Source organism: Acinetobacter sp. YH12045, from assembly GCF_013419925.1.
In the GTDB taxonomy this organism is placed as follows: Bacteria; Pseudomonadota; Gammaproteobacteria; order Pseudomonadales; family Moraxellaceae; genus Acinetobacter; species Acinetobacter amyesii.
The window spans coordinates 116,016-138,984 of record NZ_VOZE01000006.1; the positions used below are offsets into that span (position 1 = coordinate 116,016).

Sequence of the window (22,969 nt, forward strand, 5' to 3'; positions counted from 1 at the left end):
ATGACAACTCCTTAGCTTTGAACTGAGGAATTGGTTTTATTTTGAGCTTCATGCTCTAGCGTGCGAGGCTCATTAAGCTGTGTATTTGCTGCGTCTTCATCACGCATCGATTTTTTGAAATCTTTGACCGCGCCGCCGACATCTTTGCCCAAGTTTTTTAGTTTTGATGTACCAAAGAGTAAAATCACCACAATTGCAAAAATCAGTACATGCCAAATCGATAGTCCAGCCATCTTGTTATCCTCTTGTTGGTCTGCACAACATTTCAGCAGTTGTAGATGACAGTGAAGTGACCAAGATGTTGCAGTTTAAAGACAGCCGCGAAGCTTATGTTCAGTGTTACTATGCATGGATTGAGCAGTGAGGGTGGTGTAGTGGCGTTTCTTCTTCCGATATTGGGTTTTTTAAGTGGCCTCGGATTAGCATCATTATCAGGAACCGCATCGCTCAAATCGATTTTCTCTAGCTTACTTGCACGCTGTTTTATTCCAGCCGTAATCATCTACAACATGGTGTTCTATCAAGCAGGCAGTTTAGCGCTCATGCTCTTTAGCTTTAGTGTTGCCGTGCTGATGTTTTATTTATTTCGCTGGCTGTTAAAAGATAGTTTACGTGCCTTGTGTGTCAGTTATTTGAACTTAGCTTGGCTGGGTTTTCCTTTTGCCTTAGCACTGTTCGGCCCTGAAATTAGTGCAGCGATGGTGGCTCTGTATGTCGGTGGCTCTATCTTTGGCAATATGTGGGCCGTGACAGCCGTCAGTTCAGCCCAACTCCCATGGTCGAGCGTGATTCAAAAAGTGGCGATGTCACCGCCTGTATTTGCCTTGATGATTGCAGGCGTCTGTCGAATAGTTGGACTACAACATTTAGAAGAACATCAGATCTTAGATTGGCTGTATCAGGCTGCAAAAATTGGAATGAGTTTCACGGGGATGTGTGTCTTAGGCATGTGGCTGCGTCAAACCAAGGTGCAGTGGCGTGATCTGATGAACAGTAGTCGTATTTATGCGATGAAACTCACCGTCGGTGCGGTGATCTGTAGTTTGAGTTATGCCTTTCTTCCGATTCCTCAGATCGAGAAATATATTGGGGTGATGTTTATGCTGTTCTGCTTACCCCCTGCAGCCAATATTGTGGCTTTAGAAACGCATTATCAAGGAACAGGAACTTCGGCACGTTATATTGCTTCAGGCACGATTATGAGCTGCATCGTAGTCAGTTTTTATGGGTTAATTTTGCATCTTTTTTCGCTTTAATATGAAAAGTGAATTATAGATGCCCACAAAGGGTGACTACTTAAGCTGTTTGCGAATCTGCCAATCACGCACGAGGGCATATATCATCGCGATACCTATCAGGCCTGGAAATCCAACCTGACCTTGCGACAGATTAAGCATGATCGACAGTACGATCAACACTGCAAAAATAACGTAAGTGGTACGAAAGCCAGAGGTGAGCGGGTAGGTTAGTTGCGCATGGCAATGAGGGCAGCTTAGTTTTTGAAAACCAAGAAATGAGCGTGTTGGGATTTCAGTTGAAGTGTGATGGCAAGCGTTGCATATGATCTGTATCGGTTGAAGTGCCATAATTATTCTATTTTTATTCAGGGATTGGAGTTAATCTTTGGCATTAAGATTAACTCCAATTCAAATTATTTCAAACTTGCTTTAAATAATTTCATCGCCTGACCACGATGGCTGATTTTATTTTTTTCTTCTTTTGATAATTCAGCGCTAGAAACGTTTAGTTCAGGCAGCCAAAACAGTGGGTCATAGCCAAAGCCATTTTCACCACGTGCTGCTTCCATCACTTCACCGCGCCAAACCCCTTGGAAAATTTGTGGGAGTGGGTCTTCTGCATGTTGGACCAAAGCCAAGACACATACAAACATACCTTCGATGGCTTCACCCTCTTTACGGAGTGGTTTGAGGTCAGCAAGCAACTTGGCATTGTTAGCGGCATCATTGCCATGTTCACCTGCATAGCGCGCAGAGTAAATCCCTGGTGCGCCACCGAGTACAGGAACGCAAATGCCAGAATCATCTGCAATGGCTGGCTTGCCTGAAATTTTCGATGCGTGGCGCGCTTTGATAATGGCATTTTCAACAAAGCTTAGACCGTCTTCGATGGCATCTTCAATGTTCAACTGACCTTGTGGAATCACTTCAACAGGAAGATTAAGCTCGGCAAACATTTTTTCAAATTCTGCAATTTTACCTTTGTTGTTGCTCGCCAGAACCAAAGTGCCTTGAGATAACCAATTAGATGAAGCCATGCAGAATCGCTCTTTATGTTGAATATTGAAAAGTATTTTAACGGATTTAACGTATCTGGTTGAAGTTAAATGCGCTTTAGACTCCTATTACTGTAATACCATCAATTTTGTTGATTTGAATGTTTTTTAAAAATCCAATGACTTGGTTAATCATAGTGATTACTTTAGTTTTATATTTAGGGAATTTCTTCCTAAAATTTTTTGTTTCTTTTTTAAAGAGAAGCTGAACATTATCTTTATAAGTTAAAAATTTTTTTTCATTTAGATAGTTTTTATAATGATTCAGCCTTTCAATAATTGTAGTGATTTTTTCAGGATAAACATAAGTTGGTCCCCAGTGTGACCAAGGGCTTTCATGTTCAAAGAAGAATTTTTCGATAAGTGAAAAAGCTAGTTCATCAATAACGATAGAGTTTTGCAAGTTTGGATTTTGATCAAGGTTAAAAGGAATAATCTGTATGTTTAATCCAGAATAATATCCACTTGAATATTGAATGACTTCAAAATTTATTTTCATGTATTGCCCTTATAATTTTAAAAATATGGGTTGTTTTAGAAGTATATATTTAATAAAAAAGCACCCGAAGGTGCTTTTTAAGATTCAAAAACTTATTGTGCTTGAATCCATTTGTCTGCACGGTCACGTGCTTGACGAATTTGGTCTTGGCTTAAGTTGGCTGCCAATGCCGTTTTCTTACCTTCAGACAAGCTGATCACTTTGTTGTCGAGCATGCCATCACGAGTAGAAAGCTCATACCATTGGTATGCACCCATATAGTTTTTCTTTTGCTCTTCCATCATGGCTAAGTTAAAGCTTGCACGGTTATCACCACGGCTGGCTGCTTTTTCGAAATATTGACGAGCAAGCGCTTCATCTTTTTTAGTCCCAATGCCATCTGCGAGCATACGACCTACATTGAGCTGTGCCGCAGATAAACCTTGATCAGCAGCAGCCTTGTACCATGCAAAAGCTTGACGTTCATCTTTTGCAACGTCTTTACCTTGTTGATATTTAGTGCCTAAGTAAAACTGAGCACCGGGCTGACCTGCTTTAGCAGCTTTACTTAAGCTGTGAATATCCATAATTGAATATTGTGCAGCTTGGCTAGAAACTGAAGTTGATGGAGCAACATAATCCGCATGGGCTTGTATGCTAAAAAGTCCAATCAGTAGCGTCGTGCTTAATAATAATTTTTTCATAGAGCGCTCACTCGATAAATTGCGACTTCACCAAATAGATTTGGGAGACGTTTACTCAGTAAACTGTCTTGTTGATCCCCATTCACGGCAAGTCGGTTAATAATCCGGATGTTATTTTCAGCACACAGCGCTTCAAAATCACGGAAAGTACATAAATGAATATTGGGCGTGTTATACCACATATAGGGTAACGCGTCTGAAACAGGCATCATTCCTTTTAATGCAAGGAAAGAACGAGTCTTCCAATGTGCAAAGTTTGGAAAGGTAATAATAGCCTGTTTCCCCACACGCACCATGTCTCTTAAGAGAACGTCTGGTGCATCTACAGCTTGCAAGGCTTGTGCCATAACCACATAGTCAAAAGACTGGTCGGCAAAGCGACTTAAACCTAAGTTCAAGTCCTGTTGGATGATATTTAACCCGCGACTGACTGCAATTGCAATCTTTTCTTGATCAATTTCTAAGCCATATGCACGAATATTGTGCTTTTTGCTCATATGTGCAAGCAGTTCACCGTCACCACACCCTAAATCGAGTACGCTTGAATCTGGTTTAATCCAACGTTCAGCCAGTTGATGATCAATACGCATTAGTTGGTCTCCTTCGGTGTTTCTTGCAGGTGTTTTACACCGCCTAGGAATGCACGTAAGCTTTTCACATATAACGGAATCGGGAACAAGAAAGAGTCATGGCCTTGTTCAGCATCAATATCCACATAGCTCACAGGCTTATGATTGCTAATTAATGCATCTACAATTTCTTGCGAACGAGCAGGGGCAAAACGCCAGTCCGTTGTAAACGAAACAACTAAAAATTGACACTTGGTTTTAGACATCGCGGTTTTTAATGATTGCTCATATTCACGTGATGGATCGAAATAATCTAAAGCCTTGGTCATGATCAAATAGGTATTGGCATCAAAGTTACGGCTAAATTGCTCACCTTGATAACGCAAATAACTTTCGACTTGGAATTCGACGTCAAAGCCATACATAAATTTACCTGACTTTAAGTCACGGCCAAATTTTTGTTTCATGGCTTCTTCAGAGAGGTAAGTGATATGACCGACCATACGGGCCAAGATCAAACCTCGCTTAGGATAACTATCATTTTCTAAATAGCGACCATCATGGAAATCAGGGTCAGACAAAATCGACTGACGCGCCACTTCGTTAAAGGCAATGTTTTGCGCAGACAGTTTTGGTGTACTCGCAATAATCACGCACTTTTGTAAACGATCTGGATAGTCCACAGACCATTGTAGAGCTTGCATGCCCCCTAAAGAGCCGCCAATCACCGCATACCACTGCTGAATTTCTAAACGATCAGACAACATGGCTTGGGTTTTGACCCAGTCACGGACAGTCACTAATGGGAAATCAGGACCATAAGGACGATTGTCATTTTCAGGATTTGGAGAGGTCGGTCCAGTAGAACCGCTACAGCCGCCAATATTATTTAGTGCTACGACAAAGAATTTTGACGTATCAATGGCTTTGCCTGGTCCAATACATGCGTCCCACCAGCCCGGCTTACGGTCATCTTCATGATGATAACCTGCAGCATGGTGATGGCCTGACAGTGCATGACAAATCAAAATTGCATTGGATTTGTCCGCATTCAGTTCGCCATAAGTTTCAACCATGAGCTCAAAACGTGGGAGTATGCGATCGCATTCGAGCTCTAACGGCTCTTCAAAAATAAACTTTTGTGGGGTAACTAAGCCCACTGAGTCAGCTGGAAAAGACACAGGAATAATTCGCCTTAAATCTTTAGTATGAATAATAAAAGGATACCACTTGAGGGTATCCTTCTAAAGTCATTTTATTGCTATTTGATATTTATAGCATTGAATTAGACTGCAGCAGCAATCACTTGTTCAGTACTTAAAACACCTTGTTCAATTAAACGGTTCGTGCTGGCAATAATCGCTTCGATGGATGCAGTCACGATGTTGTCATGTACACCTGCGCCGAATGCAGACTTGCCTGTGCCTTTCACTTGAAGCTCAATCAACGCCAATGCTTTGGCATGCGCACCGGAACTGATGCTACGTTCTTCATAGTTCAAGACATCAATCGGCAACTGCAATGCATTTAAGATAGCTGAGATTGGACCGTTGCCTTCACCGCGCAATTGCTGGATCTCACCGTTCACTTCGACATCAAGCTCAATGACTTGCTTGCCATTTTCATCATGTAAGCGGTAGTTTTTCGCCGCATAATGCGTGTCTTTGGCAGCAACATAGGTGTCTTTAAATAAAGACCAGATTGCTTGCGCAGAAATCTCGGTACCGTCTTCATCTGTTTTTTGCTGTACGATTTGCGAGAATTCAATTTGAATACGGCGAGGCAACACCACGTTGTAATTTGATTCTAACAAGTACGCAATACCGCCTTTACCAGACTGTGAGTTGACACGAATCACGGCATCATAGTCGCGGCCCAAGTCTTTCGGGTCGATTGGCAAATAAGGCATATCCCACATTTCTTCGTTCTTTTGGAACTCGAAACCTTTTTTAATGGCATCTTGGTGCGAACCTGAGAACGCGGTGAAGACCAAATCACCAGCATACGGATGACGAGGGTGTACCGGCAAGCCTGTGCATTCTTCAATGGTTGAAATGATTTCGTTAATGTTTGAGAAATCTAAGTTTGGTGCAACACCTTGGGTATACATGTTCAATGCAATCGCTGCAACATCGACGTTACCTGTACGTTCACCGTTACCAAACACACAACCTTCGACGCGATCAGCACCAGCCATAATCGCCAACTCAGAAGCGGCAATACCACAGCCACGGTCGTTATGACAGTGTACAGAAATGATTACACCGTCACGGCGTTGAATGTTGCGGTGCATCCATTCCACTTGGTCGGCATAGACGTTCGGACCTGAAACTTCAACCGTTGCAGGCAAGTTTAAAATCACTTTGTTCTCTGGAGAAGCTTCCCAAATTTCAGTGACCGCATCACAGACATCTTTAGCCACTTCTAATTCTGTTGCAGTAAAACACTCTGGACTGTATTGGAATACAAATTCAGTTTCAGGCTGTTTTGCAGCGTATTCTTTGACTTTCGTTGCAGCGTTAATCGCTAATTGTTTTGCACCAGCAACGTCAACATTCAACACTTTATTGCGGAAAGTTGGAGAGTTTGAGTTGTAGATATGCACGATGGCACGTTTTGCACCTTGTAAAGATTCAAATGTACGTTGAATCAAATGATCACGTGCTTGAACCAAAACTTCGATGTACACATCATCAGGAATATGACCGCCTTCGATCAACAAACGCGTGAAATCAAAGTCGATTTGTGATGCAGAAGGGAAGCCGATTTCAATGTGTTTGAAACCAATTTTCACAAGCATTTGGAACATTTTGAACTTTTGTTCAATGTTCATTGGCTCGAAGATCGCTTGGTTACCGTCACGAAGGTCGGTACTCATCCAGATCGGCGCTTTATTGATTTCGTTATTTGGCCATTGACGGTCTGGTAAGTCTACACGTTGGTACATGCGACGGTATTTTTTGCTTGGATCTGCCAACATCATGTGAAAACTCCTTATAGCACCGTGGATAAATGTCGTGGATAAACGGCAAGGTACTACTTATATAGATTGTGTCTATTCTAGCAATTTACAAGTTTAATTTCGGAGTCTTTAGTCGAAATAAATCCGTAAAGATTCACATGACTTAGCTTTACCGTAAGCTCGTAAATGTATAACTAAATATTAGTCCATATATTCCGGAAATAATTTCCTATTTTTGCGTCAAGATGCCATTACTGGAAAATATTTTTCTATAAAATTAGCTTTTTTGAAAAATATAATCTTTATTAATCTCATCGACGGTGGCTGTTCCCATCAATGCCATCGTAATCTCAAATTCTTCTTTCAGTATTTTGAGTACATGGGCAACGCCTAAAGCGCCCGCTGTCGCTAAACCATAAATGCAGGGACGTCCAACTAATACGGCAGACGCACCCAAGGCTATCGCTTTAAACACATCTGAACCACGACGAATACCACCATCATATAAAACTGGGAAATCCGTAGGTACAACTTTTTTAATCAGTTCTAAGGCGGTGAGAGGGGAAATGCAACCATCCAGTACTCGCCCACCATGATTCGATACAATAATGCCTTGTACACCGTGTTGCAGGGCAAGTTCAGCATCATGTGGACTGACAATGCCTTTTAAAATAATCGGTAATGAGGTGTTTTGACTGAGCCAAAGGATATCCGCCCATGTCGGTGCGATTTTCATTAGACCGTTAAATACGGGATGATCGCTATCGTTGAGCTCAGGCAATGGGATATGTGCAGGGGTATGCGGATGTTGCATGCCTTCAGGCAAATTAAAAAACACTCGACGTTCACGGTCACGAATCCCTGTATGCGGGGAATCAATGGTTACTACAATCGCTGTGTAAGCATGTTCTTCTGCCATCTTGACCAGCGATAAAGACTTTTCGCGCTCACCTTGCCAATACAATTGGAACCATTTGTAAGGATTGTCCTGCTTTAACTCACGCATATCTGTATTGGTAAACGTGCTGAGGATCATATTGCTGCCAAGGACTTCGGCGGCGAGGGCTGTTGCAGCTTCGGCATCAGGATGAAATTGTTGTTGATGACCAATGGGTGCTACAAAAATAGGATGTGGGAAACGTTGCCCTAAGATTTCGATTTGGGTATGACCTTGGGTTAGATCTTTCAGCATACGTGGTAGCAGCTGTATCTGTTCAAACTGAGACAAATTGCCACGGACACTGTGTTCATCCATCGAACCACCTTGAAGGTATTGCCACACCATATGAGAAAGGTGCAGTTCAGCCTGTTTTTCGTAATCTGCAATGGTTTGCAAATGAGCTGGAATCTGAGTCAGTGGCGCTAAAATGTTGTGATCAGTCATTGTCTGTTTGTCCATGTCTACTGGCCTTGAGCTTTAAATTTCGGCCCATTTGCGGATGAGGTTGTGATACAGACTGGTTAACTTGACGACTTCACTATGTGCATCACCCAATTGCATACGCAAATTTTGAATGCTTTGATCGAGATTAAATAACATGTGACGCTCAGCATCTTCACGGATCATGCTTTGCAACCAAAAAAATGACGCAATACGACAGCCTGCAGTCACAGGAGTAACTTCATGCACACTGGTAGATGGATACAAAATCAAATCTCCGGCAGGCAATTTCACTTCGTGGTAGCCATAGGTGTCTTCTACCACAAGTTCACCACCCTCATATTCTTCGGGTTCACTTAGAAAAATCGTGCAGGACAAATCGGTACGAATTTTTTGATTGCTGTCAGGCATCCAGCGAATGGCATTGTCGACATGGAAACCAAACGTTTCACCATTTTCATAGCGGTTAAAATAGGGCGGCAAAATATTGAGGGGGAGAGCCGCTGATGTAAAAAGCGCGTGTTGTGACAATTCATGCAGAATAATGTCACCTAAATGCTGTGTTAATGGATGGTCTATATCTAGCTGTTGGTTATTTTTAACATTTTTAGACAGTGAGCCCGTAGTTTTTTGACCATTAATCCATTCTACTTTTTGCATTTCTGTGCGGAAGTAGTTGACCTGTTCTTTACTCAATACATTTGGAATATGGTGAATCACGGTCTGACCTTTTGAAATGTAATGTTTGTGTTTCGATCATATACAAAAATAGCCTCGAAGCGAGGCTATTTGAGTCAATACCATAAATTATTTATGGTATTTATTTTTCTTAGTATTTGAAGTTAACAGATAGAACTGCGCTGCGACCTTCTGCTTCAGTGGCATAGTGAGATGCGTAGGCTTTAGTGAAATAACGTTTGTCAGAAAGGTTATTTACATTCAACTGTAAATCCACATTTTTGTTAACGGTATAACGCGCCATAGCATCGTAGCGTACATAAGATGGAGCCCATTTGATGTTTGCAACATCACCATAAACTTTGTCTGAATATACTGCACCACCACCCAAAGTTAATTGCGGCAATATCTTATAGGTAGTCCATAATGTTGCTGCTTGTTTAGGTACATTAGGCATTTGGTTGCCATTATAAATGGCATTATCTGTACAAGTTGCTGTTGAACCTGAACCACGGCATGATTTACCATTTTTTGTTAATTCACTATTAAGATAAGTATAACCTGCCGAAATATCCCATTTATCGGTAATTTGACCATTTAATCCTAATTCAACACCATCTACTTTGCTTTCACCTACATTCGCATAAGTTGTTGGGTCAAGCTGTACACGAGTATTTTGTTTTTCAGTACGGAAGATCGCTGCTGTTAAATTCAAACGATCATTTAACAAGTCCCACTTAGTACCCAACTCGTAAGTTTGCGCTTCTTCAGGATCGATCATTTGGTTATTAGCATTTATGGTTTCGCTGTTATCTCCCCAACCAGCATTTAAGCCAACAGGACTGGCAGAGGTAGCATAACTTGCATAAATTGAACCATTTTCAACAGGTTTAAAGGTTATACCTGATTGATATGTAAAGAAGTCTGAATCATTGTTAGCTGTATATGCAGTAGCTGAAGATGTAGCACGAAAGTTTTGTGCAGCTTCAAACTTGTCCCAGCGCACACCAAGATCAAGTAACCATTGTGGTGTGATTTCAACACTATCTAATAAATATACAGAAGTGCTTTCAACCGTGGCATCAAAGTCTTGGCGGGCTTCTAGACGATCTAAAAATGGTTTTTGAGTTGGATTGTTTAGAGAAGTACACCAATTGCTTGAAAGGTCTTTACAGTCGCTGTAAAACCCCGTTGAGGAAACTTTGCCATCTTTACTGTTAATGATGTTATAACCACCTTTGTCAGTTTCTTGCTTGCTATATTCAGCACCGACATTAAAACTGTGATTAATGGCACCTGTAGCGAATTTACCTGTCAATGCTAATTGATTTGTAAAGGTATCGCTATCTGTGATGGCAGAGTTTTGACGATGCCATACTTTGCCATTGGCTACATTGCCTTTGGAGTCATCAGGGTTTGTCCAAACATAATCATTTTTAGATTTGCTGTACATTGCAGTGTTTGTGAGGGTTAAGTTGTCAGTTAAATCATGTTCTAACTTGATTGTTCCTGCTTGGTTTTCTTGTTTTTGGAAGTCACGATCTTTCCAACCATAATAAACGCCTTGTTTTACTTCCGCAGGTTTACCCTGTGGTTTACTTAAACCAGCATCCCAATATGGAACACCTGAATCTGGAGTGTCATCCGATTTTAAATAGTAATAACTTAAAGTTGCACGAGTAGGGGTGTCTAAGCCAAAAGTAATACTAGGGGCAATACCTGCACGTTTGTATTCAGCACCGTCAGCTTGACCTGCTTTCTCATTCATGTGTCCCATAACGGCAACACGTGCAGCAATCCCATTGCCAAAATCTTTATTGCCATCTAGTGTTACACGTGCATAAGCATCTGTACCGCCAGCAACAGTACCTTCTAGGTGGTCGCCTTTTTTAGCCACTTTAGAAATCATGTTGATGCTACCGCCAACAGTACCTGCACCACCCATAGCAGAAGCAGAGCCTTTGGTGACTTCAACTTGTTCTATGGCAAACATTTCACGGTTTTGTGAGGTTGAATTACGAATACCATCTAAATACATTGAGCTTTCAGAGCTGTAGCCACGGATAAATGGACGGTCGCCATTTGGGTTGCCGCCTTCACCAGCACCGAGGGTAATACCAGGTACTGTACGTAAAGCATCACTTAAAGTTGTGACTTGCGTGTCTTCAATCAGTTGCTTAGAAATCACTGATACAGATTTTGGTGTATCAAGAAGGGGAGCAACAAATTTAGCATTCGCAGATTTATCAACTTTTAAGCTTGGTGCCTTTTCAGCAACAACTTCTTGGTTAATCGTTGGAAGTTGAGTAACTTGCTCTTGCGCGACTGCATTAACAGCAATGACAGAAAGAGAAGAAGCAATTGCTGAAGAAACAATTTTCTTACGTGTTTTAATGAAGGTCATTTCGAACCCGATTTGGAATAGTGAATTTGTATGCGAATAATAATGATTCTTATTTGTTCTTACATCTTTGTGTAATTGTAAATCACGATAAATAATCATATTGTGATAGTAGTATTTAATGTAATGATATAACAAGTATTAATTAAGACTATGTTTTATTTAAATATTGATAAAATATATTGTTTTTTTATGTTTAATTGAGATTATAAATATAGACATGATTGTGAATTAAATAAGCATAAATCGTAATTGTTAATGCAAAAAAAAACCTGCCGAAACAGGTTTTTTATTATGTGGTTATTTAGAATTTAAAGGTTGTACTTAATTGTACACGGCGGCCTTCCTGAGTATTGCTATAACGGTTGTAGTAGCTATTGGCTACTTTCTCATAATCGTTAAAGTCTTTATCAAAGACATTGTACAGAGCAACCCCAATATCCCAATTTGGGGTGACATTAAAGTTTGAACCGACGTGTAATAATGCGTATTCCTTGTAGTCACCTAGGGCGTCATAAACCTGTTGATTCGCTACAGTTAGATTGTCATAGGTTGAGGTGAAACGTGCACGTTCACTTCGATACTCGCCACGCGCCCATAAATTCACAAAGTCAGCAGCTTGCCATTTAAGCGACGCATTGACCATGTGTTCTGGTGTGTCATTAAGTACAGGATTGCCTAAACTGCTATCTTTAATTTCAGTTTCAGTCCACGTGTAGTTCAGTCCAAATTTCCAATTGTCGGCAAATGCCCAGTTTAAACCCGCTTCAATACCATAAACTTCAGCTTCTTCGGCATTCACAGGACGAGTCACATTCCATGAATCTGGTTTGCCACGGTTATAATCCATCACCCACGGCGTTCCCACCGACGCCATGAATGCTTCACAGTCCGCTTTAGACCAATTAATACCCGAAGTTGTTGTGTTATCAGTATTACAGCTAATTTCTTTATTGCCCGTCATAATTTTATCTTCAATTTGGCTAAAGAAAGCTGTTACGTTGAAGTCAAAATTATTATTGGTAGAAAAGTATGTACCAAACTCAAAGTTCTTGCTGGTTTCAGGTTTTAGATTTGGGTTGCCAAAAGTTGGTGTACGACCCTGACCACTGACATTGACCACACCATCAGTTAAACGTTCTAAACGTGGGGCTTTATAACCTTCACTATATCCGCCTTTGAAGGTCCAGTTTTCATTTGCATTCCATACCAAATATGCACGTGGTGTCCAAAAGTCACCAAACGTATCGTGGTCGTCATAACGAAGACCAAGTGTTAATGCAAGATTGTCGTTCAGCGACCAAGTATCTTCGGCGAATAGACCCAATTGCTCAAAAGAAACTTCTTTTTTTACACGCAAACCATCACTGATACTGGCTTCCCACCATTGACCGCCTAGAGTAATACGGTGGTCTTCAAAATGTTGAGTGGTAAATTTAGTATCAAAAATCGTATCTTCACTTTCTAACACACGAGGAGTGATGGCTGTTGACATTCCTTGTGCACGTGCAGGAATTAAACGTCCAACCGTTTCTGTTTGAGTATTGATAATACTTGACTCAAGTTTGCCAATAGCATTATTCCAAGTATGTGCGAGGATCATTTTCTCACGGTTATATTCTTGAGCATCACCATAACCACCGTTTGCGCCAAGCGTCCCTAATTGACCTTTGCTATTGTCATACCATTGTTCAGTTTTTTCATATTCAACTGAAATATCATGGTCGCTGTGCGGTGTCAGGGTTAAGCGAGCACCGATAGTTTCTAGATCTGATTTAGTTGGGCTATTTCCGCCACTAAGTTCAGCACCAGTATCATCGTCATCACTACGTATTAAATCTGATTGATCACGTTCCGCTTTACGTGCACGGATTTGTAAGCCCAATAAATCTTGAATGATTGGCCCTGTTAAAAATGCATCGACAGCGCGTTGGTTACCAAAGTCTGAGTGATTTGGCAGTACTGTCCCTTCTAACGTGACCGAACCAGTCCATTCAGGTGAAACTTTTTTGGTAATGATATTGACTACACCACCAATTGCATCAGAACCATATAAAGTAGAAGCTGGTCCGCGGATGACTTCGATGCGTTGGATAGCCGAAACAGGGGGGATAAAACTATTATTCGACTCACCAAATCCATTAGGGGCAATGTCACCTGTACTATTTTGTCGGCGGCCATCAATTAAAACCAAGGTATATTCGGCGTCCATACCACGAATACGAATATTTAATCCGCCGGTTTTCCCTGCTGTAGGGCTAATATCGACACCTTCTACATCACTTAATGCATCTGCAACGGATGTAATTCGTTTATTTTTTAAGTCTTCAGCCGTAATCACGGTAATTGAAGCAGGAGCATTCTTGATCTTTTGTTCAAAGCCCGCTGCAGAAACAACAATGGTTTCCATCTGTTGAGCTTGAGATTCAGTCGTTTCAGCATGTGCGAAACTCGTAGTAGTTACAATTGCCCCAAATAAAGCAGCGGAAAGAGGGTTGAGATTAAATTTACTCATAAAAGAATACCAAATATGGACAAGATAAATATATGAAAATAAATTAAAAAAATATCATCAAGAATAATAGTGAGAAAGTTTCTCATTTTCAATGGTGAATTAAAAAATAATCAATATTTCTTCGAAAAAAGCTGAAAAATTCTAAAAATAAGAAGGGCATCCATGCCTGAATTTATAGTGTTATAATCCATTTTTGTATATCTTTAATTGTTGTCATATAATGTGGCACTTTTTTTTAAAACTGTTTTAACTAACAAATTATCGAGGAAGCCATGCAAGTAACTTCTGAAGCGGTTTCGGGCGTTGCCCGTCGTTTAAATGTATCTGTACCGACGAGCCGTATTAACGAGCAGTTTGAAGCTCGCTTGAAACGCACTGCCAAAACTGTGAAGATCAACGGCTTCCGTCCAGGTAAAGTACCTGTAAACGTTGTTCGTCGTGAATACGGTGCTGGTATCTATCAAGAAGTTGTAAACGACATCATTCGTGACACAGTATTCGAAGCGATCCAACAAGAAAAAATCAATGCTGTTGGTATGCCAAACATTGAAAAAACTGAAATGAAAGATGATGCTTTAGTTTATGAAGCAACTGTAGAAGTTTATCCAGAAGTTGAAGTTAAGTTCGAAGGTCTAGAAGTTGAACGTAAAACAACTTCAGTTGACGACAAAGACGTTGAGAAGATGATTGAAAATCTTCAAAAACAACGCGCTTCATGGGTTGAAACTAAAGGCATGGCTAAAAAAGACATGCAAGTAACTTTCGACTTTGAAGGTACTGTTGATGGCGAGAAGTTTGAAGGCGGCGCTGCTGAAGACTTTAAACTCGTTCTTGGTTCTGGTCGTATGATCCCTGGCTTCGAAGACGGTATCGTTGGTATGAAGAAAGGCGAAGAGAAAGTTATCGATGTAACTTTCCCTGAAGACTACCAAGCTGAAAACCTTGCTGGTAAAGCTGCTCAATTCAAAATCACTGTTAAGCTTGTTGAAAAACAAAAACTTCCAGAAGTTGATGCTGAATTCTTAAAAATCTTCGGTCTAACTGAAGAAGAAGGCGTTGAAAAACTGAAAGCTGACGTGCGTAAAAACATGGAACGTGAAGTGAAAAACGGTCTTCGTAACCAAGTGAAAGGTGCAACTTTTGATGCCCTTGTAGCTGCAAACGAAGTAGAACTTCCAGAAGCAATGGTTGCTCAAGAAATTGACCGTCAACGTCAACAAATGATCCAACAATTCACTCAACAGTTTGGTGCTCAAGGCGCTAAAGCGTTTGATTCAAGCATGCTTCCAGATGACCTATTCAAAGAGCAAGCTGAAAAATCAGTTAAACTTGGCGTATTAGTCAGCAAAGTATTAGCTGATGCTAAAATTGAAGTTGATGCTGCACGTGTTGATGCTTACATCGAAGACATGGCTTCTTCTTACGAAGATCCTAAAGAAGTAATTGAATACTTCAACAACGATAAACAGCAACGTGCTCAAATCGAAGCTGTTATTCTAGAAGACCAAGTTGTAGATCACATCTTAGCTTCTGCTAAAGTAACTGATACAACTGTGAGCTATGAAGACTTATTGAAAGAGCAACAAGCTCGTCAACAAGGCTAATTTCTAGCTTTCAAAAAAAGGCGCATTAAGCGCCTTTTTTTATCGAAATTTGCCCCCAAATAAGTTGTCCTGATTTCACAATGCTTATGAAAAAAATATCTGTTATTTAATTGGGAATCTTTTGCAATTTCGACAAATATCCCTCATATTGTGAATTATGGGTTGAGTCAGAAAAATTTAGGAATAAATAACGTATGTATGTTCCAACAATTGAAAACGCACTAGTGCCAATGGTGGTAGAACAGTCATCTCGTGGCGAGCGTTCTTTTGATATTTATTCACGCCTTTTGCGTGAACGTGTGATTTTTTTAACCGGTGAAGTTGAAGACAACATGGCAAATTTGATTGTTGCCCAAATGTTGTTCTTAGAAGCAGAAAACCCAGATAAAGATATTCATTTATATATCAACTCACCAGGCGGTTCGGTTACTGCAGGTATGGCGATTTACGATACCATGCAATTTATTAAACCTGATGTTGTGACTTACTGCATGGGGCAAGCAGCATCGATGGGTGCATTCCTGCTTAACGCCGGTGCTAAAGGCAAACGTTACTGTCTTGAAAATGCCCGTGTCATGATTCACCAACCACTCGGTGGTTTCCGAGGTCAGGCATCTGATATTGAAATTCATGCACGTGAAATTCTATTCATCAAAGAACGTTTAAATCGTTTAATGGCAGAGCATAGTGGTCAAGACTACGAAACTGTTGCTCGAGATACTGACCGTGACAATTTTATGACAGCGCAAGCTGCAAAAGAATACGGTCTTGTGGACGAAGTTTTATCTAAACGCCCATAAGTTTTAAAGAATTAATTATTGGAGTGAATATGTCCGAACATCCTCAAGGACAAAAGCATTGTTCATTTTGCGGTAAAACGCAGTCTGAAGTCGGGAAACTGATTGCAGGTGAGGACGCGTACATCTGTAATGAGTGTGTGGACGTATGTCTTGACCTAGTTCAGACCAGTCAGCAAGTTGAATCAAATGACTGGGCAACTCGTCCTTTACCAAAACCGCATGAAATCCGTGCTGCGCTTGACCAATATGTGATTGGGCAAGATGTTGCGAAAAAGACCCTCTCTGTTGCGGTATACAACCACTATAAACGCCTAAAAGTTGGCACCAGTGGTAAAAAACCAGAAGACGGAGTAGAGATTTCGAAAAGTAACATTATGTTGGTTGGACCAACAGGTTCAGGTAAAACACTGCTTGCTCAGACACTTGCGCGTCTTTTAGATGTGCCATTTGCGATGGCAGATGCAACGACTTTAACTGAAGCTGGTTATGTGGGTGAAGACGTTGAGAACATTGTTCAAAAACTCCTTCAAAAAGCCGATTACGATGTAGAAAAAGCACAAAAAGGCATTATCTATATCGATGAAATCGACAAAATTACCCGCAAGTCTGAAAACCCATCGATTACTCGTGATGTATCGGGTGAGGGTGTTCAGCAAGCGTTATTGAAAATGATCGAAGGTACGGTTGCGTCGATTCCGCCTCAAGGTGGTCGTAAGCATCCGCAGCAAGAATTTATTCAAATTGATACTTCAAATATCCTGTTTATCTGTGGTGGCGCATTCTCTGGTCTAGAGAAAATCGTACAGCAGCGTCAGGAAAAAGGAGGTATTGGCTTTACAGCTGAAGTGCGTAAGAAAGATGAAACTAAAAAATTATCTGACTTATTCCGTCAAGTTGAAGCGACAGATTTGGTTAAATTCGGTCTGATTCCTGAATTTATTGGTCGTTTGCCAGTCATTGCAACCTTGGAAGAACTCGACGAAGAAGCATTGATGCAGATTCTGACTGAACCAAAAAATGCATTGACACGTCAGTACCAATATTTATTTGAAATGGAAAATGTTGACCTCGTATTTGAAGACTCAGCATTGCGTGCCGTGGCTAAAAAAGCCCTTGACCGTAATACGGGTGCACGTGGTCTACGTTCGATTTTAGAAAATTCATTGCTTGAAACGATGTATGACCTACCAAGTCGTTCAGATGTGGGTACGGTTGTCGTCAATGAAGCGGTGATTAATGGTGAAGCGGAACCTGAATTTAAATCAGAACGTCAACCAAAGAAAACTGAAGAAGCTGCACCGAAGTCAGATTTAAAAGTTGTGAACTCTAAATCTGCTTAAGCGCTATTCGTCTGAAACGTGTGTAAATCCAAGATTTGCACACGTTTTTTATTTCCAAAAATAAAAGCAGAATGTTAATCTCAGCAGGATGGCGTGGATGCCTGAATGTAAAAAACTGAAAACAAAAGTGTAAAAATAAAAAAAGACGCAGTGAGGGATAATCATGCGTGGAGTTGCAATTCTACTTTTAAGCAGTGTAGCGCTGCTGGGTTGTCATGGAAAATCAGCCATTGAGCAAACGTCATTGGCTTCGACATTAAAGCCTGTGGATCCTGAAAGTACACCGGGTCATATTGAGCAATATCGATTGGGTATGTTTACCATTGGTGGTTGGGTCAATCAGAAACAAGGCCGACATTTTCAAGAAGTGAAAGCTCAGCATGATCAAGCAGCGATTGTGTATTTATATCGTCCAGACAGTAAATGGAATCGTCAAGAAATTGTGGCCAGCAGCTTATTTCTGAACAGTGAGCGTATTCCAAGTTTATTGAATAATCATTATTACTGGGTGGAGTTACCGGCAGGGAATTACCGCTTATCGTCCAGTCGCCCTTTGGGGGTGAATCATTTTCAAAAACCTAAATATTTAGACTTTGATGTTGAAGCAGGTCAAACTTACTTCATTAAATATGATGAAGAGAATTTATCCAGTAAAAGAACGGTTTCAGGGCCATTGCTGCTCATGCCTGAAAAAATTGGTCGAAATGAAATCGCATTTACAGAGTTGAAATCCAACAGTTTTAACTTTGTGGCAGAAGATCAAAACACTGGAAAAGTGCGGAAAAGTGCGCAGAAGTTGAAAGCACCTCATTATGATCCTGCGGAAGATGTGCAGTTGACCAAGCCTTTTAAACTATGGAATCCATTAACTTGGTAATGTAATTAGCTCGTGTTTTTGAGTGTGTGAAAATATTAAATAGCGAATGTCATTCGGCAAACAGCCTAAATATTGACATTAAAAAAAGCACCCGATGGGGTGCTTTTTTTAGATCTTGAATGTGGCGAAATTAGTTCGCAGCAGCATCAACTACTGGGATTTTACCAATTTTTGCTTGCCAGATTTTTGGTGCAGTTGCGTGAACAGAAGTACCATTTACGTCAACAGCTACAGATACAGGCATGTCTTTTACAACAAATTTGTAGATCGCTTCCATACCTAAGTCTGCGAAAGCAACCACTTCAGCTTCACGAATCGCTTTCGATACTAAGTACGCAGCACCACCGACAGCCATGAGGTAAGTTGCTTTGTTGTCTTTGATTGCTTCAACAGCAGCAGGGCCGCGATCCGCTTTACCAATCATACCGAACATGCCAGTTGCTTCAAGCACTTGACGTGTGAACTTATCCATACGAGTTGCAGTTGTTGGGCCAGCTGGACCAACGACTTCGTCACCGACTGGATCAACAGGGCCAACGTAGTAAATAAATTTACCTTTTAGGTCAACTGGAAGTTCTTCACCTTTGTTTAACATGTCAACCATACGTTTGTGCGCAGCGTCACGACCTGTATAGATTGTACCGTTAAGAAGTAGTGTGTCACCAGGTTGCCAAGAGTTCATTTCTTCTTGAGTGATGTTATCTAAGTCAACACGTTTAGACGTTGATGAATCCCAAGTTACCGCAGGGTAGTCTTCAAGGCTAGGCGCTTGAATATGCGCTACACCTGAACCGTCTAATTGGAAATGCGCATGACGAGTTGCAGCACAGTTAGGAATCATACCTACTGGTTTACCCGCAGCGTGACATGGGTAGTCTTTGATTTTGATATCAAGAACAGTCGTTAAACCGCCAAGACCTTGAGCACCAATACCTAAAGCATTTACTTTTTCGAAGATTTCGATACGAAGTTCTTCGATTTGGTTTTGTGGGCCACGACGAAGTAATTCGTCCATGTTGATTTCTTCCATCAATGCTTCTTTTGCAAGCATCATGGCTTTTTCAGCAGTACCACCAATACCGATACCGAGCATACCAGGAGGACACCAACCTGCACCCATTGTTGGAACAGTTTTAAGTACCCAATCTACGATAGAGTCAGAAGGATTAAGCATTGCAAGCTTAGATTTATTTTCTGAACCACCACCTTTAGCAGCAACAGTAATATCAACTTTATTACCCGGAACGAGTTTGTAGTGAATTACAGCAGGGGTGTTGTCTTTGGTATTTTTACGACCAAAAGCAGGATCAGCTAATACTGATGCACGAAGAATGTTTGAGTTTTCAAGATAACCTTGACGTACACCTTCGTTGATTGCATCGTCTAGGCTCATGGTTAAATCAAATTTAACGTCTAAGCCCACTTCAAGAAATACGTTCACAATACCCGTATCTTGACAGATAGGACGATGGCCTTCTGCACACATACGAGAGTTAATTAAAATTTGTGCAATCGCGTCTTTTGCGGCTTTGTTTTCTTCACGGTCATACGCACGGCTCATCGCTTGGATGAAGTCCTGTGGGTGATAGTAAGAAATGAACTGAAGCGCATCTTTTACCGATGTGATCAAGTCATCTTGCTTGATAATAGTTGTCATACAAATATCTCTTGAGCGGGCTGATAGCTAGCGGGCTAAATTATAAGACAAAAACACAGTTGTGTGGGTATTTCGCTTAATCTTTGGCCGAAAGTTTAATAGGGTTTAACAGTGCCATGTCTCGCTGTCATAAATGGCCTGAAAATGACGTTTTCACTGTCATATTTCATGAAATATTTGTCACAAAACTAGAGAGGGAGATATGTTTTTATTTTTAAATTGTTGAAAATAAATGATATTTATTATTTTTGAATATTTCGTATTTGTCATATAACTGTCATAAAACTTTTACATAATGACCTCATCAAAGTTAGAGTGTGAAATATATGGTTACTCCAGTGTTGTCAGTTATTGGTTTTTCTCTGTTTATCGCAGCAACTTGGTTCTACGGTCAACAAGAAGATCAAGCCTAAAGCTTTATCTTCTTTTTTTTTTTGCTTTAAATTTTATAAAAAATAATATTCTTCTTCAAATCTTCAAATCTTCAAATCTTCAAATCTTCAAATCTTCAAATCTTCAAATCTTCAAATCTTCAAATCTTCAAATCTTCAAATCTTCAAATCTTCAAATCTTCAAATCTAATCATGAGTAATAGCTAATTTTTAGTCTTTGCGTCAGTGTGTGTGATAATCATCGATGATCTTTGTTGCTTTCAAATTTTTTACAAGACTTCAATTCTAAACGTTATGATTTGAAGCAAATAGATGACAGGTAAAATTAAAAATGGGCACTGTTACTGTTCGACCAACTGTTTAATCAGATTGGGAGATACTGAAAAATTTACGGCTAGAAGCATTACAAGACAGTCCCGATGCATTTACAGCAACTTATGAAAAAACCAAAACTCATAGTGAGTCTGAATGGCGTGATAGAGCTGCGCAAAAAACACCATGTCAGTTTCTATTGGCATTTGACGGAATAAGAGCAGTCGGCATGGTTGGAGGTACTATTGATAAACAGCATGAATTTACTGTAGTTGCAATGTGGTTGTATGAGAATTATCGGGGAAACAGTGTTGCTGATCTTTTAATATCTAATCTAAAAAAATATGCAGCAAACCAAGGTTATACAAAAATTGTACTTCGTGTTGAATTAGGTAATTTACGAGCTATTCAATTTTATTCTAAGCAAGGTTTTATAAAAGTTCTTGAGCAATTTTCTTTAAAATCAGACTTAGAGCTTAGCAGTCAAAAAATGGAGTGCTTGTAGTCCTTTTAATGGTCAACTTTTTTCGTATTTAAGTGCTTAAAAACAAAAAAACTTTAATTTTTATATTATCAAATATTTATATTTAACTTTTGTTTTATTTTTCATGTAATTGTCATGGGATTGCAAGTGTATTGTCATACAGAGTCTTTAGGTTATTGCAGTATTTCTCAAGGACCAAAGAGGTTAGACGTTGAATTACAAAGCACTCATCTGCTGTATGGTTTTCACCCCCATGCTGACAATGCAGGCAGCACAAGCAGAATTTATTAAAGATAGTAAAGCAGAAATAGATTTTAAAAATTATTATTTTGATCAAGATCAAGAGCCTAACGATAAAGATTCGACAGTTTGGGGACAAGGTATTGAATTGAGTTATCAATCTGGCTTTACCGAAGGTCAAGTCGGTTTTGGTTTAGATGCTACTGCGGCAGCAGGTATACGTTTAGACGGCAGTAAAGATAAAGCCAAAAATTCGTTGATGTTTCCTTTAGAGGGTGATGGTAGTCCAACAAATTATTGGACACGTGCATATCCCACTTTAAAAGCGCGCTATCAGAAAACTGATGTAAAAGTCGGGGAGTTACGCCCTAATTTACCCATTTTAAGTCGAAGCTTTGCTCGCTTGCTCGAATCTGCCTATTTAGGTGGTCAAGTCACTTCTAAAGATGTAAAGGGATTGACTTTAACGGGTGGTTACGTCACTAAAGCAATTCCACGTGCATCACGAGATGCTTCAAAGCTTTCTATTAAAGGCGCAACCGAAACCAGTGATGGGTTTATGTTTGGCGGTGCGGACTGGAAGCCCAATAAAAATTTAACGCTACAGTACTATGCCGGTGAGCTGGATGATTTTTATGTACAGCAATTTATCGGCGTGAAACACAAATTTCCATTCAGTGAAAACCAGAGTTTTAATACCGACTTACGTTTATTTGATACTCAAGCGACTGGAGCTAATGAGCGTGGTGAAAAAGGCTATGGCGCTAAAGTAGATAACCAGACAGCCAGTGTGGATTTCAAATACAAATTTAAAAATCATCAGCTGCAATTTGGCGCGCAAAAAATTGGTGATGATGGCGATTTTCTGCATATGAATCAGGGCAGTTTAGATAATGGTGCAGATGGGACTTTCATTTACTTACCAACCAACCGTTTGTTGCAGAACTTTACCAATGCTGGCGAAAAGTCCACATGGTATGGCTATCGATATGACTTCAATAATCAATACTTAAAAGGCTTAAATGTATCGTTCCTGAAAGTCCAAGGTCGCGACTTTGGTAAATGTGGCTGTGCAACTGAGTCTGAAATTGACTATACCTTGCGTTATAAAGTGCCGGAAGGCAAATTCAAAAATTTAGGTTTTACAGCTCAATACGGAAAATTCAAAAAAAGTACAGGAACAAAGCAGGAACAAAGCCGTATCTACTTGACCTATACCATGCCAATTTTCTAATCCAAAACTGATCAGATTAATTTATTAATAAGTTTATAGAGAAATAAA

General features: G+C 40.2%; 19 protein-coding genes. 7 read left to right on the forward strand and 12 right to left on the reverse strand.

The window, feature by feature from the left end; translation table 11 throughout:
• Positions 1 to 11: 11 nt before the first annotated feature.
• Positions 12 to 233, reverse strand: a complete 222-nt coding sequence (tatA, locus tag FTU02_RS10165; protein ID WP_078189673.1) for a Sec-independent protein translocase subunit TatA — start codon at positions 231 to 233, stop codon at positions 12 to 14.
• A 141-nt stretch (positions 234 to 374) separates the two neighbouring features.
• Between tatA and FTU02_RS10170 the strand changes: the two genes are divergently transcribed.
• Positions 375 to 1,256 (forward strand): permease, encoded by an 882-nt coding sequence (locus FTU02_RS10170; protein ID WP_180106416.1) that lies wholly within the window; start codon positions 375 to 377, stop codon positions 1,254 to 1,256.
• Between the two features lie 395 nt (positions 1,257 to 1,651).
• Here the strand turns inward: FTU02_RS10170 and rdgB are convergent, their stop codons facing one another.
• From rdgB to FTU02_RS10220, 10 genes are all read right to left on the reverse strand, one after another.
• On the reverse strand, positions 1,652 to 2,275 hold the full coding sequence (gene rdgB / locus FTU02_RS10175; RefSeq protein ID WP_180156974.1) for an RdgB/HAM1 family non-canonical purine NTP pyrophosphatase: 624 nt from the start codon (positions 2,273 to 2,275) through the stop codon (positions 1,652 to 1,654).
• Between the two features lie 76 nt (positions 2,276 to 2,351).
• On the reverse strand, positions 2,352 to 2,792 hold the full coding sequence (locus FTU02_RS10180) for a hypothetical protein (RefSeq protein ID WP_180144333.1): 441 nt from the start codon (positions 2,790 to 2,792) through the stop codon (positions 2,352 to 2,354).
• A gap of 92 nt (positions 2,793 to 2,884) precedes the next feature.
• Positions 2,885 to 3,475: a tetratricopeptide repeat protein gene (locus tag FTU02_RS10185; RefSeq protein ID WP_218956183.1), complete on the reverse strand. Its 591-nt coding sequence runs from the start codon at positions 3,473 to 3,475 to the stop codon at positions 2,885 to 2,887.
• A complete protein-coding gene (gene metW, locus FTU02_RS10190) occupies positions 3,472 to 4,065 on the reverse strand; it encodes a methionine biosynthesis protein MetW (protein ID WP_067763682.1) in 594 nt (197 codons plus the stop codon). Before metW ends, FTU02_RS10185 begins: the two co-directional genes overlap by 4 nt.
• Positions 4,065 to 5,225: a homoserine O-acetyltransferase gene (locus FTU02_RS10195; RefSeq protein ID WP_078192713.1), complete on the reverse strand. Its 1,161-nt coding sequence runs from the start codon at positions 5,223 to 5,225 to the stop codon at positions 4,065 to 4,067. The genes metW and FTU02_RS10195 overlap by 1 nt, the downstream gene beginning before the upstream one ends.
• Before the next feature lie 104 nt (positions 5,226 to 5,329).
• Complete coding sequence (gene leuA / locus FTU02_RS10200) at positions 5,330 to 7,027, reverse strand: 2-isopropylmalate synthase (RefSeq protein ID WP_180156976.1); 1,698 nt, start codon at positions 7,025 to 7,027, stop codon at positions 5,330 to 5,332.
• 256 nt (positions 7,028 to 7,283) lie between these two features.
• Positions 7,284 to 8,390, reverse strand: coding sequence for an alpha-hydroxy acid oxidase (locus FTU02_RS10205; RefSeq protein ID WP_180157071.1), 1,107 nt, complete (start codon positions 8,388 to 8,390; stop codon positions 7,284 to 7,286).
• Between the two features lie 33 nt (positions 8,391 to 8,423).
• A complete protein-coding gene (locus FTU02_RS10210) occupies positions 8,424 to 9,107 on the reverse strand; it encodes a Fe2+-dependent dioxygenase (protein WP_078192711.1) in 684 nt (227 codons plus the stop codon).
• 109 nt (positions 9,108 to 9,216) lie between these two features.
• Positions 9,217 to 11,469, reverse strand: a complete 2,253-nt coding sequence (locus FTU02_RS10215) for a TonB-dependent siderophore receptor (RefSeq protein WP_180156978.1) — start codon at positions 11,467 to 11,469, stop codon at positions 9,217 to 9,219.
• Positions 11,470 to 11,770: 301 nt separating this feature from the next.
• Positions 11,771 to 13,981 (reverse strand): TonB-dependent receptor domain-containing protein, encoded by a 2,211-nt coding sequence (locus FTU02_RS10220; protein WP_180156980.1) that lies wholly within the window; start codon positions 13,979 to 13,981, stop codon positions 11,771 to 11,773.
• Between the two features lie 272 nt (positions 13,982 to 14,253).
• On the opposite strand from FTU02_RS10220, the gene tig reads away from it, so the two are divergent.
• From tig to FTU02_RS10240, 4 genes are all read left to right on the forward strand, one after another.
• Entirely contained in the window at positions 14,254 to 15,585 is a 1,332-nt protein-coding gene (gene tig / locus FTU02_RS10225) for a trigger factor (RefSeq protein ID WP_078192708.1), read from the forward strand.
• A gap of 194 nt (positions 15,586 to 15,779) precedes the next feature.
• Positions 15,780 to 16,385: an ATP-dependent Clp endopeptidase proteolytic subunit ClpP gene (gene clpP / locus FTU02_RS10230; RefSeq protein ID WP_078192707.1), complete on the forward strand. Its 606-nt coding sequence runs from the start codon at positions 15,780 to 15,782 to the stop codon at positions 16,383 to 16,385.
• Positions 16,386 to 16,414: 29 nt separating this feature from the next.
• Positions 16,415 to 17,725 carry an ATP-dependent protease ATP-binding subunit ClpX gene (gene clpX / locus FTU02_RS10235; RefSeq protein WP_078189661.1) on the forward strand — a complete coding sequence of 437 codons (1,311 nt, stop codon included), beginning with the start codon at positions 16,415 to 16,417 and terminating at the stop codon, positions 17,723 to 17,725.
• Between the two features lie 163 nt (positions 17,726 to 17,888).
• Positions 17,889 to 18,602 carry a DUF2846 domain-containing protein gene (locus FTU02_RS10240; RefSeq protein WP_180004550.1) on the forward strand — a complete coding sequence of 238 codons (714 nt, stop codon included), beginning with the start codon at positions 17,889 to 17,891 and terminating at the stop codon, positions 18,600 to 18,602.
• Between the two features lie 130 nt (positions 18,603 to 18,732).
• Here FTU02_RS10240 and FTU02_RS10245 read toward each other — a convergent pair whose 3' ends face one another.
• Positions 18,733 to 20,259 carry a fumarate hydratase gene (locus FTU02_RS10245; RefSeq protein ID WP_078189659.1) on the reverse strand — a complete coding sequence of 509 codons (1,527 nt, stop codon included), beginning with the start codon at positions 20,257 to 20,259 and terminating at the stop codon, positions 18,733 to 18,735.
• A 771-nt stretch (positions 20,260 to 21,030) separates the two neighbouring features.
• Here FTU02_RS10245 and FTU02_RS10250 point away from each other — a divergent pair.
• Both FTU02_RS10250 and FTU02_RS10255 read left to right on the forward strand, forming a co-directional pair.
• Positions 21,031 to 21,468, forward strand: a complete 438-nt coding sequence (locus tag FTU02_RS10250; protein ID WP_218956184.1) for a GNAT family N-acetyltransferase — start codon at positions 21,031 to 21,033, stop codon at positions 21,466 to 21,468.
• Between the two features lie 232 nt (positions 21,469 to 21,700).
• Positions 21,701 to 22,921 (forward strand): OprD family outer membrane porin, encoded by a 1,221-nt coding sequence (locus tag FTU02_RS10255; RefSeq protein ID WP_180034916.1) that lies wholly within the window; start codon positions 21,701 to 21,703, stop codon positions 22,919 to 22,921.
• The last annotated feature ends 48 nt before the right edge of the window (positions 22,922 to 22,969 follow it).